The organism is Methylobacterium organophilum (assembly GCF_022179465.1).
GTDB lineage: Bacteria > Pseudomonadota > Alphaproteobacteria > Rhizobiales > Beijerinckiaceae > Methylobacterium > Methylobacterium organophilum.
Genome location: NZ_BPQV01000018.1, coordinates 48,724 through 62,241, shown reverse-complemented (window position 1 = coordinate 62,241; position 13,518 = coordinate 48,724). Strand labels below are relative to the sequence as shown.

Annotated in this window: 9 protein-coding genes; 2 read left to right on the top strand and 7 right to left on the bottom strand. The window is 69.4% G+C overall.

The window, feature by feature from the left end:
* The 6 genes from MFF21_RS23020 to MFF21_RS22995 form a co-directional block, all read right to left on the bottom strand.
* Positions 1 to 847: MCP four helix bundle domain-containing protein (locus MFF21_RS23020; RefSeq protein WP_238314846.1), on the bottom strand; the 847-nt coding region annotated here is incomplete at its 3' end.
* Between the two features lie 129 nt (positions 848 to 976).
* Positions 977 to 3,643: a DNA translocase FtsK gene (locus MFF21_RS23015; protein ID WP_238314838.1), complete on the bottom strand. Its 2,667-nt coding sequence runs from the start codon at positions 3,641 to 3,643 to the stop codon at positions 977 to 979.
* 166 nt (positions 3,644 to 3,809) lie between these two features.
* Positions 3,810 to 5,081 carry an outer membrane beta-barrel protein gene (locus MFF21_RS23010; RefSeq protein ID WP_238314835.1) on the bottom strand — a complete coding sequence of 424 codons (1,272 nt, stop codon included), beginning with the start codon at positions 5,079 to 5,081 and terminating at the stop codon, positions 3,810 to 3,812.
* Positions 5,082 to 5,434: 353 nt separating this feature from the next.
* Positions 5,435 to 6,937, bottom strand: coding sequence for an ammonium transporter (locus MFF21_RS23005; RefSeq protein WP_238314833.1), 1,503 nt, complete (start codon positions 6,935 to 6,937; stop codon positions 5,435 to 5,437).
* 91 nt (positions 6,938 to 7,028) lie between these two features.
* Positions 7,029 to 7,367: a P-II family nitrogen regulator gene (locus MFF21_RS23000; protein WP_238314831.1), complete on the bottom strand. Its 339-nt coding sequence runs from the start codon at positions 7,365 to 7,367 to the stop codon at positions 7,029 to 7,031.
* 278 nt (positions 7,368 to 7,645) lie between these two features.
* Positions 7,646 to 8,539 (bottom strand): acyl-CoA thioesterase, encoded by an 894-nt coding sequence (locus MFF21_RS22995; protein WP_238314829.1) that lies wholly within the window; start codon positions 8,537 to 8,539, stop codon positions 7,646 to 7,648.
* Positions 8,540 to 8,676: 137 nt separating this feature from the next.
* On the opposite strand from MFF21_RS22995, the gene MFF21_RS22990 reads away from it, so the two are divergent.
* Positions 8,677 to 9,951, top strand: coding sequence for an FAD-dependent monooxygenase (locus MFF21_RS22990; protein ID WP_373325083.1), 1,275 nt, complete (start codon positions 8,677 to 8,679; stop codon positions 9,949 to 9,951).
* Between the two features lie 144 nt (positions 9,952 to 10,095).
* Complete coding sequence (locus tag MFF21_RS22985; protein WP_238314825.1) at positions 10,096 to 10,629, top strand: Dps family protein; 534 nt, start codon at positions 10,096 to 10,098, stop codon at positions 10,627 to 10,629.
* Positions 10,630 to 10,773: 144 nt separating this feature from the next.
* Here the strand turns inward: MFF21_RS22985 and MFF21_RS22980 are convergent, their stop codons facing one another.
* On the bottom strand, positions 10,774 to 13,473 hold the full coding sequence (locus MFF21_RS22980; protein ID WP_238314823.1) for a bifunctional acetate--CoA ligase family protein/GNAT family N-acetyltransferase: 2,700 nt from the start codon (positions 13,471 to 13,473) through the stop codon (positions 10,774 to 10,776).
* Between the last annotated feature and the right edge of the window lie 45 nt (positions 13,474 to 13,518).

The window sequence follows — 13,518 nt, the reverse complement described above, 5'->3', positions numbered from 1 at the left end:
CCTTGCGCTGCGCCTCCGCACCCGCCCGCGCCAGCGCCGTCTCCTCTTCGAGGGCCTTCATTCGGATCAGGCGCGTCTTGAACACCTGGACCGCGTCGGCGATCCGCCCGATCTCCGTGCGCGCACCCTGATGCGGGATCTGGACCGAGAGGTCGTCGGCGGCGAGCGCCGTCATCGGTGTCACGACCGCCCCGATGCCGCGGCCGATGCCGCGGATGAGAAGGCCCGCCAGCGCCAGGGACAGGGCCAGGGCGCCGAGACTCGTCGCGACGATCAGCGTGCGGGTCTGTGTGTAGATGGCCCGGCTCTCGGTCTCGGCGCTGGCGGCACCGGCATCGTTGAGCGCGATGATCTTTTCCAGCGCCAAGGACGCGCGCCGCCGCGGCGGCACGCCCTCGGCCTCGTAGAGGGCCAGCGCCTTTGCCTTCTCGCCGGCGCGCGACAGGACGAGAATCGGCTCGGCCGCCTTGGTGAAGGCCTGCCAGTCCTGCATGAAGGCCTGGTAGAAGCCGCGCTCTTCCGGAGAGCTGATCAGGAACTCGTAGTCCTTCGCCGCGCGATCGATCTTCTGCCCCCGCTCGGCGATGTCCTTGTCGACGACCGCCATGGTCTTCGGGTCGCTGCTGAGGATGTGACGCAGGAGGCTCGTGGTGTAGCGCCCGGTCAGGGCATCGATCTCACCGGCCTTCTTGATGCTCGGGAGCCAATTCGCCTCGATCTCGACGAGGGCGCTGTCGATCCGCGTGGCGCCGTAGAAGCCTGTCAGGCCGACCGCGCCGAGGAACAGGAGCAGGATCGAGAACGCCCCGATCAGCTTGCTGCGAATGGAAAAATCACGAGTCGGCACGGTTTCCCCTCCGCGAAGATGTGTGCATCCCTTCGCCGAGATGGAATTTTGTGTGTTTCGGATTAATTCCGCGTTGCCGCTCGTGCGAGGCGACGCGGCATTGTTTCGCCCTGGCGCGGTCCCGGCTGTTCAGTAATCCTGGCCGCCTTCGGTCTCGACCAGGATCTCGCGCTTGCCGGCATGGTTGGCCGGGCCGACGAGACCTTCGGTTTCCATGCGCTCCATCAGCGAGGCGGCGCGGTTGTAGCCGATCTGGAGGCGGCGCTGGATGTAGGAGGTCGAGGCCTTCTTGTCCCGCAGCACCACGGCCACGGCCTGCTCGTAGAGGTCGCCCCCCTCCCCGCCGAAATTGCCGGCATCGAAAACCGGGCCCTCCTCGCCGGCAGCGCCGCCGCCGGCCGGGATCTCGCCCTCCTCCGCGGTGACGGCCTCGAGATAGGCGGGTCGGCCCTGGCGCTTGAGATGGGCGACGACGCTCTCGACCTCGGCATCCGAGCAGAACGGCCCGTGCACGCGGGTGGTGCGGCCGCCGCCGGCCATGAACAGCATGTCGCCCTGGCCGAGCAGTTGCTCGGCGCCCATCTCGCCCAGGATCGTGCGGCTGTCGATCTTGCTGGTGACCTGGAAGCTGATCCGGGTCGGGAAGTTGGCCTTGATCGTGCCGGTGATCACGTCGACCGAGGGGCGCTGCGTGGCCATGATCAGGTGGATGCCGGCCGCGCGCGCCATCTGCGCCAGCCGCTGGATCGCGCCCTCGATGTCCTTGCCCGCCACCATCATCAGGTCGGCCATCTCGTCGACCACGATCACGATGTAGGGCAGCGGGTTGAGGTCCATGACCTCGTCCTCGTAGACCGCCTCGCCGGTGTTGCGGTCGAAGCCGGTCTGGACGGTGCGGGTCAGCGTCTCGCCGCGCTCGCGCGCCTCCACCAGACGGGCATTGTAGCCGTCGATGTTGCGCACGCTGATCTTGGCCATTTTCTTGTAGCGCTCCTCCATCTCGCGCACGGCCCATTTGAGGGCGATGACCGCCTTCTTGGGATCGGTGACGACGGGGGAGAGCAGGTGCGGGATGCCGTCGTAGACGGAGAGTTCCAGCATCTTGGGATCGACCATGATCAGGCGGCACTCCTCGGGCTTGAGCCGGTAGAGGAGCGAGAGGATCATGGTGTTGATGGCGACCGACTTGCCGGATCCGGTGGTGCCGGCGACGAGCAGGTGGGGCATGCGGGCGAGGTCGGCGATGATCGGCTCGCCGCCGATGTTCTTGCCCAGACACAGAGCGAGCTTGTGCTTGGTCTCGACGAAATCCTCGGAGGCCAGCAATTCCCGCAGGAAGACGGTCTCGCGCTTGGCGTTGGGCAGTTCGATGCCGATGGCGTTCCGCCCCGGCACCACGGCGACGCGGGCGGAGACGGCGGACATCGAGCGGGCAATGTCGTCGGCGAGCGAGATCACGCGGCTGGACTTGGTGCCGGGGGCGGGTTCGAGCTCGTAGAGGGTGACGACGGGGCCGGGCCGCACGGCCAGGATATCCCCGCGCACGCCGAAATCCTGCAGCGTCGCTTCCAGCATGGTCGCGTTCTGCTCCAGAGCATCGGTCGAGATCTCCGAGCCCGGAAGCGGCGGCCGGGGGAGTGCCAGAAGCTCCAGGGCAGGATGGCGATAGGTGGTCTCACCCGGCTGAGGCGCGAAGCCCTGCCCGGGTCGCGGACGCGCCGGAGGGGCCGGGGGCACCGGCGCCGAGACGCGGGTGCGGTTCGGCGGGGGCTCTTCCCCGTCCATCGCGTCGAAATCGTCTTCGGGCTCGCGGATTACGGGGGGGGCGGGGCGGCGCGGCTTCGAATCCGAGCGGACCGGGCGCGGCGACTCGTCGGCCGCCTCGGCCTCGTCGAAAACAGGCTCGCGCCGCATGGCGGGCGCGGTGCCGAAGCGCTCTTGGGCCTGGTCCGCCCACGGAGGGGCCTCCTCTTCGGAGAAGGCGCGTCTCGCCGCGAGGGCGGGCGAGGCGCCGGCATAGGCCGCCGCCGCGGTCTCCTCCCGCTGCATACGCCAAGCCTCGATCCGATCCCGGAGATGGGAGCGGCCGCTCATGACGGCCTGTGCCAGGGCTCCCAGGGACAGCAGCCCCAGCCCCGGCTCGCCCGCGTCGTCGCGCTCGGACGGGCCGGTCCGGCGCTCACGGACAGGGGCGCGGCGTGGCGCGACCGGCTCGTCCTCCCACTGATCCTCCTCCATCTGACCCGCGGTCCGGCAGGCGCCCGTCAGGCAGAGGATCGACAGGGCCGCGAAGACGAAGCCGGCCAGCGCCGCGGCGGGCCCGGCGACGAATTGCACCGCGGACATCAGCGCGTCGCCTGCGACGCCGCCGAGACCGGTCGGCAACGGCCAGCGCGCGGTCGGCGGCAGGGCGCTGGCGGTGGCGCTGGCGCAGAGAAATCCCATGATCCACAGCGTCAGGCGCAGGCCGCCCTGGGGCAGCCGGTGCTCGCGCATGAGTCGCATGCCCCACAGGGCGGGCGGCAGCACCAGTGCGATCGAGCCGAGGCCGAGCAGCTGCATCGCCAGATCGGCCACGACGGCACCCGGCCGGCCGAGCACGTTGTGGGCCGCGTGGTCGGTGGCGTGGTTCAGGCTCGGGTCGTCGATCGACCAGGTCGCAAGCGCGACGGTGGTCGCCACGGCTCCCGTGAAGAGCACAAGGCCGCCGCACTCCGTCAGCCGCTTGGCCATAAACGGCCGGAAGCTGTCGACGAACGTCTCGAAGGGCGACGCGGAACGGCGGAGGGAACGCATGCGGAACCGGACGCGGGGACAACGCTCCGGTAACGCTAACCCCGCCGGGTTAACGGTGGGCTAAGCATAGATCGCCGGTTGCTCCGAGCCGGCGCGCACACGCGAAACGAAAGAGGCCCCGGATCGCTCCGGGGCCTCTCGACGACGATGACAGAGACGGAGGACGTCAGAAGGTGAAGCCGGTCTCGATCAGGTAGCGCTCCTGCGACTTCTTGAGGCCGTTGCGGCCGAAGCCGGAGCCGACGCCCAGGGTGGCATCGGTCGCGACGTCGAAAGCCTGCACGGTCGCGAACTCGCCGCGGAGGAAGTAGCGATCCCAGGTGAAGGTCGGGGTGATCGTGAAGGAGAAGGCCGAGCTGCCCGGTCCGAACAGCACGTTGGTCGCGGTCGTGCCGGCGAAGTCGCCCTTGGTGCCCGATTGCGCGATGTATTCAAGCCGGCCGGCCAGGGCGAAATTGTCGGTGAACGAGTAGCCGGCGAGCAGGGCGCCGCCCCAGGTCTCGGCGCCGCGGAGCGGGACGAAGTAATTGTCCTTCCGGTCGACCGAAGTGTACTGGAAGTAGGGCGAGACGATCCAGGGGCCGTTCGCGTAGGTGTAGTTCACGCTGATGATGCTGCTGTTCTGCAGCGAGTTGATCGTCGCGAACTGGAAGCGCGCGCTGCGGGTCGAGGCATCGAAGTCGCTGAAATGCGTGCCGCCGTTGATGCCGATCGTGTTGGAGTCGTCGATCTTGTAGGTGATGAGACCGGTGACCCAGTTCAGCTCGCCGGAGTAGAAGCCGTCCACGACCGCGAGCGAGGCCGCCCACGGGCCGCTGGCATAGTTCACCTGCACGCCGTGATTGATAAAGTTCTCCTGGTTGAACACCAGACCGCGGGAGATGTTGAGGTTCTGGTAGGAGAACAGCAGCTCGGTGCCGATGTTGGTGAACATGCGGCCGGCCTGGATCGACCACTCGTCGTTGATCTGCCACTTGCCGTAGGCGACCGGGACCGGGCCGAACAGCAGGTCCGTCTGCTCGAAGGAGCTGTAGAGCGGCAGGCCCAGCGCCGGGATCGAGTAGAGGCCGGTATGCACGTAGAACTGGAGCGGACCATCCGCCTTCTGCACCCAAGCCTGCAGGTTGCTGAAGTCGACACGTCCGTAACGGTCCTGCTCGCCGCCGGGCGAAGGAATACCGAACGCGTTGGTCTGGTAATAGGCGAAGCCGGTCACCGCGCCGCCGACATAGATGTCGCCGAGACCTGTGGTGAAGCAGGCGGGGTTCGGGTTCGCCTTGATCAGGCCGCCGAAGGCCGGGGTCGAGATCGCCGCTTTGCAGTGTTCTTCGACCACAACCGGCGTGGACTTGGCCGGAAGATCGGCAGCGAAGGCGGGAACGGTAGAGATGAAGGCGAGTGCGGCTACGCTAGCCTGCAACTTCAGTTTAACGGTCATTTCGAGCTCAGCCCCGGTCTTCTTGATAGGACCAACGTGCCGAAGCCGGCTTGGCATCGCAAAATGAAGTTTCAGGCAATTGCACAGTTTTTGGGCATTTACGGCTTAGCTTGAATCGAGGCTATCGGGGTGTTGCCGAGAGGGCACGCCTCGACGGGCGGCCTATACCCCTCCTGAGATTTTCTTATTCCTGTCGATAAATTCGGTCGCCGGCGGTTTGGAAGCCTCATGCGGGTGTCGCCGTCTTCCGCATCGAATCGATACAAGTTTTCGGTCGTGCCCGGCCCTGCGACACATGGAAAAGCCCCGGCGGGAACCGCCGGGGCCTCGGATCTCGCAAGTGGAAGCGTAGATCAGTAGTTGTAGGCGCGCTCGCCGTGATCGGCGATGTCGAGGCCCTCGCGCTCCTCTTCCTGCGTGACGCGCAGGCCGATCGTCCAGTCGACGAGCTTGTAGAGGATCGCCGAGCCGATACCCGACCACAGCAGCGTGAAGCCCACGGCCTTGGCCTGGATGATCAGCTGGGCGGTCATGTCGTAGGCGCCGAGGACGAGCTCGCCGGGCTTCGTGGTGTAGTCCGGGATGCCCGCGCCGCCGAGGGCCGGATCGACGAGGATGCCGGTGGCCAGCGCGCCGATGATGCCGCCGATGCAGTGCACGCCGAACACGTCGAGGGAGTCGTCGTAGCCGAGCGCGTTCTTCACGGTGGAGCACATCACGAAGCAGACCGCACCGGCGACGAGACCGAGGACGATCGAGCCCATCGGGCCGGCGAAGCCGGCGGCGGGGGTGACGGCGACCAGGCCGGCGATGGCACCCGACAGCATGCCGAGGAGCGACGGCTTGCCCTTCGCGACCCACTCCACGAACAGCCAGGAGACCGCCGCGGCCGCCGTGGCGACGAAGGTGTTGATCATGGCGATGGCGGTGGTGCCGTTGGCCTCGAGGTTGGAGCCGGCGTTGAAGCCGAACCAGCCGACCCAGAGCAGCGAGGCGCCGATCATGGTCATGGTCAGCGAATGCGGGGCGAGCAGGTCACGGCCGTAGCCGATGCGCTTGCCGAGGATCAGGCAGCCGACGAAGCCCGCGATGCCCGCGTTGATGTGCACCACGGTGCCGCCGGCGAAGTCGAGCGCGCCCCACTTGAAGAGCATGCCGGCATCCGCCAGCACGGCGTCGTAATCGGCCTGGGCGGCCGCCTTGTCGGTCGCGGCGGCGAGCTTGCGCGCGGCGTCGGCGAAGATGTCCGGGCCGCCCCAGTACCAGACCATGTGGGCCATCGGGAAATAGATGAACGTGACCCACAGGATCGAGAACACGACGAGCGCCGAGAACTTCATGCGTTCGGCGAAGGCGCCGACGATGAGGCCCGGGGTGATCATCGCGAACGTCATCTGGAAGCAGATGTAGACGTATTCGGGAATGACCACGCCGTTCGAGAAGGTGGCCGCGACCGTGGTGCCGTCGACGCCTTTCAGGAAGGCCTTGGAGAAGCCACCGACGAAGTCGTTGAGGCCGCCGCCGTTCGTGAAGGCGAGGCTGTAGCCGTAGAACACCCACAGCAGGCAGACGATCGAGGCGATGGCGAAGACCTGGGTCAGCACCGAGAGCATGTTCTTGGTGCGAACGAGGCCACCGTAGAACAGGGCGAGGCCCGGCACGGTCATCATCAGAACGAGCACGGAGGACAGGAGCATCCAGGCGGTGTCGCCCTTGTTCGGCACGGGCGTCGCGGCGGCGGCAGCGGCCGGTGCGGCGGCTTCCGGAGCCGGCGTCTGCGCGAGGGACGGCTCGACCAGGAGAAGGCCGAGCGCGGCGCCTCCCAGTCCGAGCGCGAGAAGGTGGCGAAGTTTCATGGACACGGGACTCCCGATCGCGATGCGATGCTGACTTGGAGGATGAAGGGAAGATTGCGGCGTGCCGGCGTCGCGGCGGCCACGGGCGGCCTCAGAGGGCGTCGGCGTCGGTCTCGCCGGTGCGGATGCGGACGGCCTTCTCGAGCGGCAGCACGAAGATCTTGCCGTCACCGATCTGGCCAGTGCGGGCGGCGCCGGCGATCGTGTCGATCACGCTGGTGACGAGGTCGGCCGAGACGGCGACTTCGATCTTCAGCTTCGGCAGGAAGCTCACGGCATACTCGGCGCCCCGGTAGATCTCGGTGTGACCCTTCTGGCGGCCGTAACCCTTCACCTCGGTCACGGTCAGGCCGTGCACGCCGATCCCGGTGAGGGCGTCACGGACCTCCTCCAATTTGAACGGCTTGATTATCGCCATCACGATTTTCATGGGCTGCGCCCCTTGTTGTGCGTTCGCCGCCGGGCTCCCCTGAAACGCCGCGTTTGCAGCAGCCCCGGTCCGGCGGTTCCGCAAGGATCGGAATGACCCTGCGACCGTGCGGCCTCATTCAATCTCTATGCCAGACGGAACCTTTGGTCCGGCCGCGTCAATGCTCACAAAGCGAACGCAAAATGCTTATCCGGCAGGCATAAGCTTGGCGTCTTATGCACATTATAGCGGCACTGTGCGCGATTTTGCGCCCATATGAGCAAAACCGGGCTCGGCGATTACGAAATCGTGAACGGTGCGGCGGGCGTCGGCGCCAGCCGCGGCCTGATCAGACCCTCCTGGGCGACGGAGGCGACCAGACGGCCAGCGCGATCGTACAGCGTCCCGCGGGCGAAGCCGCGTCCGCCGGCGGCGCTCGGGCTGTCCTGGACATAGAGCAGCCAGTCATCCGCCCGGAACGGGCGATGGAACCAGAGCGCGTGATCGAGGCTCGCCGACTGGATGTCGGCATCGAAGACCGTGCGCCCATGGGCGATCAGGGTGGCGTCGAGCAGCGTCATGTCCGAGGCATAGGCCAGCACGGCGCGGTGCACGGCAGGATCGTCGGGAAGCGGCCCGTCCGCCTTCAGCCAGACGTGGAAGCGTGGCGCGCGCGGGGTGCGGTCGCGGTAGCGCTCCACCTCGACGGGGCGCAGGGCGATCGGCCAGGTCTTGGTGAAATAGGCGAGCACGGCCGGGGGCAGGATCGCGTCGCTCCCCGTCATGGCCTCGCGGGCATCCGGCAGATCGTCGGGCCCCGGGATATCGGCGATGGGAAAGGCATGCTCGAAGCCCTCCTCCGCCGCGTGGAAGGAGACGGACATCGCGAAGATCGCCCGCTCGCCCTGCAGGGCCTTGACCCGGCGCGTCGTGAAGCTGCCGCCGTCGCGGATGCGCTCGACCTCGTAGTCGATCGGCACCTTCGGATCGCCGCCGAGGAGGAAATAGGCGTGGAGCGAATGCGGGGGGCGGCTCTCAGGCACCGTGCGCGTCGCCGCGACGAGGGCCTGCGCCACGACCTGGCCGCCGAAGACGCGGGGCCAGCCGATCTTCGGGCTGACGCCGCGATAGAGGTCGGTGCCCCGCGGCTCGAGATCGAGGAGGGCGATGAGGTCGCTGATGGCGCCCGGCATGGAATCCGTGTGCTGGCTCGTGGATCGATGCGGACACACATACCGGTTCGGAGGCGGATCGGCATGTGCGTCCGGCATGGCCGGGTGAGCGCGATTGCCGCGAGGCCTTCGGAGTGCCAGTTGAGGCGGAGGGAGCGATGCGGGCGAGGAGCAGGCGGGTGAGCGGAACGGACACGCGCGCGGGGGCTCGCAGGATCGTGGTGGCGGGCGGGGGCATCGCCGGGCTGACCTTCGCCCTGGCCTTGAAGCGGGCGCATGGGGCGAGCCTCGACGTCGTCGTTTGCGATCAGGCGCTTGGCGAGGGGGCGGCGCGCCATCGCGGGCGGGCTTATGCGCTGGCGGCGGGGCCGCGGCGGATGCTGGCGCAGATCGGGATCTGGCCGGCGATCGCGGCGGGGGCGCAGCCGGTCCTCGACATGGCGATCAGCGACAGCCGGCTGGCCGATCCGGTGCGGCCGGTCTTCCTCACCTTCGGGGCCGAGCCGGGCGCGGACGGCCCCCTCGCCCACCTCGTCGAGGCCGAGCCTCTGGTTGAGGCTCTTCTCGCGGCCTGCGGGGAGGCGGGCGTGGACCTGCGCGACGAGAGCGTGCGGAGCGCCCTCCCCGCCCCGAGCCGCATCGATGCCGAACTCTCTGGCGGGGAACGGCTTTCCGCCGCCCTCGTCGTGGCGGCGGACGGCGCCCGCTCGCGCCTGCGCGAGGCGGCCGGCATCGGCTGGGTCGGCCATCGCTACACGCAGAACGGGATCGTTGCGACGATCCGGCACGAGCGCGACCATGGCGGACGGGCCGTTCAGCACTTCCTGCCGGGGGGGCCTTTCGCGATCCTGCCGCTGCGGGACGATGCCGGAGGGCACCGCTCCTCGATCGTCTGGACGGAGCGCGCGGCGGAGGCGCCGGTGCTGCTAAGTGGTTCTGCCGAAGAGGTTTTGTCGGAGATCGAGCGGCGCTTCACCCTCCAGCTCGGGCGGCTCTCCCTGGAGGCCGGGCCGCGGGTCTTCCCTCTCTCGGTCGGGATGGCCCGGACGTTTCGGACCAAGCGCTTGGCATTGCTGGGAGATTCGGCCCACGTGATCCATCCGATCGCCGGCCAGGGGCTCAATCTGGGGCTCGCCGGCGCCGCCGCCCTGGCCGAGGCCGCGACGGAGGCGCTGCGGCTCGGGATGGATCCCGGAAGCGACGACGTGACAAGGACTTACGAGCAGGCCCGGCGCTTCCCCGTGCTCGCCATGGTCGCCGCCACGGACGGCCTGAACCGGCTCTTCTCCAACGACGTGACCCCCGTCCGGCTCGCCCGCGACTTCGGGCTCGGCCTCGTGAACGCCTCGAAGCGCCTGACGCGCGGCTTCGAAGCCAAAGCCTCGCACCTCGAAGCGGCTGGAGCCCGCCTGCTGCGCGGCGAGCCGCTCTAGGACAACGCCACACCCGCGCTCCACAGAGCCCTGGCATGCGGCCCGGAACATTCGCGGCTCCCGTTCATTCTGCCGGAGCGAGCGTGGCACGAACGCGAAGCGCCACGCATCCCTGGATTTCGAGGACCTGCGAAGGAGCCGATCATGGCCAAGGCCAAGCCGAACCTGCGCGTCGCCAGCGACCGCCTCAACACCCCGACCGACCTGAACCCCGAGGACGTGAAGAAGATCGCCGAGGGCCTCACCGTCCTGCTCTCGGACCTCTTCGCCCTCTACGTGAAGACCAAGAACTTCCACTGGCATGTCAGCGGCCCGAATTTCCGCGACTACCACCTGCTCCTCGACGAGCAGAGCCAGCAGATCTTCGCGATCATCGACGCGGTCGGCGAGCGCGCCCGCAAGATCGGCGGCACCACCCTGCGCTCCCTCGGCCAGGCGAGCCAGCTCGCCCGCGTCGCCGACAACGATGCCGACTACGTGAGCCCGCTCGACATGCTCAAGGAGCTGCGGGACGACAACAAGACGCTCACCGCCAACATGCGCGAGCTGCACGGCATCACCGACGACGCCAAGGACGTCTCCACCACCTCCCTGCTCGAGGAGTGGATCGACCAGTCCGAGGAGCGCACCTGGTTCCTCTACGAGGCCACCCGCGACGCGAGCCAGGGCGGCCACTGAGCCAAGTTTCGTCCGGATAGCGAAAGAACCCCGCGTCGCAGGATGCGGGGTTTTTCTTTGGCGATCCGACCGTTCGCAGATACGGCGTGCTGTGTCCGTCTGAACGCGGATGACCTCAGAGGCGGCCGTTCCGTCGAATGACGTCTACGGGCCGTCGAGCGTCAGGCTCACCTTGATCAGGCCTGGATCCTCTGGGTCGGGTCTGGCCTCGAAACCGAGGCGGCGGCAGACGGCGAGCATGGCGCGGTTCTCGGAGAGGATGGTGCCCTCGATCCGGGCGATGCCCTCGGCCCGGGCCCAGTCGATCATCAGGCGCATCAGGGCGTAGCCGAGCCCCGTGCCCTTGAGGTCGGAGCGGACCAGGATCGCGTATTCGCCGCTCTCGTGGTTGGCATCCGCGTGCAGGCGCACGGCGCCGAGCATGCGGGCGGCGTCGTCGGCCACGTCCTCGGCCAGGGCCACGAAGGCGATGGCGCGGGCATAGTCGAGCTGGGTCAGGCGGGCGAGGAAGGCGTGGCTGAAGTCGCGCACGGGGGCGAAGAAGCGCAGGCGCACATCCTCCGGGTCCACCCGCTCGAAGAAGGCGCGGAACAGGCCCTCGTCCTCCGGGCGCACCGGCCGCACGGCGATGGGCCGCCCCTTCAGGGTCAGGCTGCGCTCCCAGGCCTTGGGATAGGGCCGGATGGCGAGCCGGTTGCGGGCGGCGCCCTTGCGCTCCGGCAGGGGGCCGATCCGCACCCGGGCGTCGAGCCCGAGCACGCCGTTCTCGCCGGCGAGCAGGGGGTTGATGTCGAGCTCGCGCACCTGCGGCAGGTCGACGGCGAGCTGGGCGATCTTCACCAGCGTCAGGGCGAGGGTCGCCCGGTCGGCGGCGGCCACGTCGCGATAGGCGGCGAGCCGCCGGGAGACGCGGGTGCGGTCGATCAGGTCGGCGGCGAGCCGCAGGTCGAGGGGCGGCAGGGCGAGCGCCCGGTCGTCGATCACCTCCACCGCCGTGCCGCCGCGGCCGAACACCACCACGGGGCCGAAGGTCGGATCCTCGGCCAGCCCCACGATCAGCTCGCGCCGCCCGCCGCGGCGGATCATCGGCTGCACGGCGAAGCCCGTGACCCGGGCATCCGGCCTGAGCTTGCGCACCCGCGCCAGCATGCGGGCGGCGGCCTCGCGGATATCGGCCTCCGAGGTGAGGCCGAGGCGCACGCCGCCGACATCCGACTTGTGGACCACGTCGGGCGAGACGAGCTTGAGCGCCACCGCCTCGCCGCGGGCGATCATCGGCCAGGCCACGTCGGCGGCGGTCTCGCCGTCCGGGGCCAGGGTGTGGGGCACCATCGGGATGCGGTAGGCCTCCAGCAGGCCGATCACCGCATCGGGATCGAGCCAGTTCTGGCCGTTGGAAAGCGCCCGGTCGACGATGGCGCGGGCCGCATCCGTGTCCGGCGAAAAGCCCTTGGGCAGCGAATCGGGGGTGCGGGCGAGGTCGTCCTGCGCCTCGCGGTAGCGCACCAGATGCAGGAAGCCGTCGACGGCGTCCGCATCGGTGGCGAAGAGCGGGATCCGGGCCTTGGCGTAGATCGCCGCCGCCTCCGGATCCTCCCCCACCGACACGGCGAAGACCGGCTTCTTGCGACCGGCCCCGGCCCGGGCCTGCTCCACCGCCTTGGCCACGGTCTCGGCCACCGCCTTCGGCGCGGCGCGGGCGGTGGGGACGTGCAGGGCGAGCAGGGCGTCGTTGTCCCGGCTCGCGAGGAGCGGGCCGAGGGCGGCGGCGTAATCGGCGGGGCCGGCATCGACGCCGATGTCGAGGGGGTTCTCGGACTGGCCGTGGCGCACGCCTTCGAGGCGCTGGCGCAGCTCCGGCGGGACCGGGGCCGCATGCCCGCCCCGCTCGGCGAGATGGTCGGCGGCGAGCGCCCCGATGCCGCGGCCGTTCGACAGGATCATCAGGCGCGAACCCGGGAAGGGACGGACCCGGCCCAGGGCCTCCAGGGCGGAGAACATCGCGTCGAGGCTGTCGACGGCGAGCAGGCCCGCCCGGCGGAAGGCGGCGTCGTAGACCGCCGAGGGCTTGGCCAGGGCCGCGGTGTGGGTCTCCGGCGTGCGGGCATGGGCCTCGTGCCGGCCGGTGCGCAGGACCACCACCGGCTTGGCGCGGGCGGCGGCCCGGGCCGCGGACAGGAATTTGCGCGGATCGGCGATCTGGTGGAGCGAGAGCAGGATCGCCCGCGTGTGGATGTCGGCGGCGAAGTGGTCGAGGCAGTCGGCCACGTCCACGTCCACCGAGCGGCCGAGGGTGACGATGGCCGAGAAGCCGACCCCGCGGCGGGAGGCCCATTCGGCGATGGCCGAGGCGACGGTGCCCGATTGCGAGATCAGGGCCACGTCCCCGGGCTTCGGGGTGCGGGCCAGCAGCGTCGCGTTGAGGTTGCGGCTCGGCACGCTCACGCCCACCGAATCCGGGCCGAGCAGGCGCATCGACTGGGCGCGGGCGGCCCGACGCGCCGCGGCCACGGGCGCGGCCTCGCCGTAGCCGAGATGGGCCGACAGGATCACGGCGGCGGCGGCCCCCGCCTCGCCCGCCTCGGCCACGATGCCGGGCACCGTTTCCGGCGGGGTCGCGATCAGCACGAGATCCGGGGGCGCGGGCAGGTCGGCGAGCCGGGCGTGGCAGGGAATGCCGTCGACCAGGGCGTGGCGGGGATTGACCGGCATCACCGCCCCGGTGAAGCCGCCGGCCTTCAGCGAATCCATCACGGCGCGCCCGACCGAATCGGGCCGGTCCCCCGCGCCCACCACGGCGATGCGCTCGGGCGCCAGCATCGCGGCGAAGCGATAGGTGCTCACGGGCGGGCTCGCATGCCGGTCCCCGTTGCCGGTTCCCGTCGATCG

Excerpts from the sequence above, each read along its gene's own strand:
- MFF21_RS22995 (WP_238314829.1), bottom strand. The coding sequence starts at position 8,539 with ATGCCGGGCGCCATCAGCGACCTCATCGCCCTCCTCGATCTCGAGCCG.
- MFF21_RS23005 (WP_238314833.1), bottom strand. The coding sequence starts at position 6,937 with ATGAAACTTCGCCACCTTCTCGCGCTCGGACTGGGAGGCGCCGCGCTC.
- MFF21_RS23015 (WP_238314838.1), bottom strand. The coding sequence starts at position 3,643 with ATGCGTTCCCTCCGCCGTTCCGCGTCGCCCTTCGAGACGTTCGTCGAC.
- MFF21_RS22985 (WP_238314825.1), top strand. The coding sequence starts at position 10,096 with ATGGCCAAGGCCAAGCCGAACCTGCGCGTCGCCAGCGACCGCCTCAAC.
- MFF21_RS23000 (WP_238314831.1), bottom strand. The coding sequence starts at position 7,367 with ATGAAAATCGTGATGGCGATAATCAAGCCGTTCAAATTGGAGGAGGTC.
- MFF21_RS22990 (WP_373325083.1), top strand. The coding sequence starts at position 8,677 with ATGCGGGCGAGGAGCAGGCGGGTGAGCGGAACGGACACGCGCGCGGGG.
- MFF21_RS23010 (WP_238314835.1), bottom strand. The coding sequence starts at position 5,081 with ATGACCGTTAAACTGAAGTTGCAGGCTAGCGTAGCCGCACTCGCCTTC.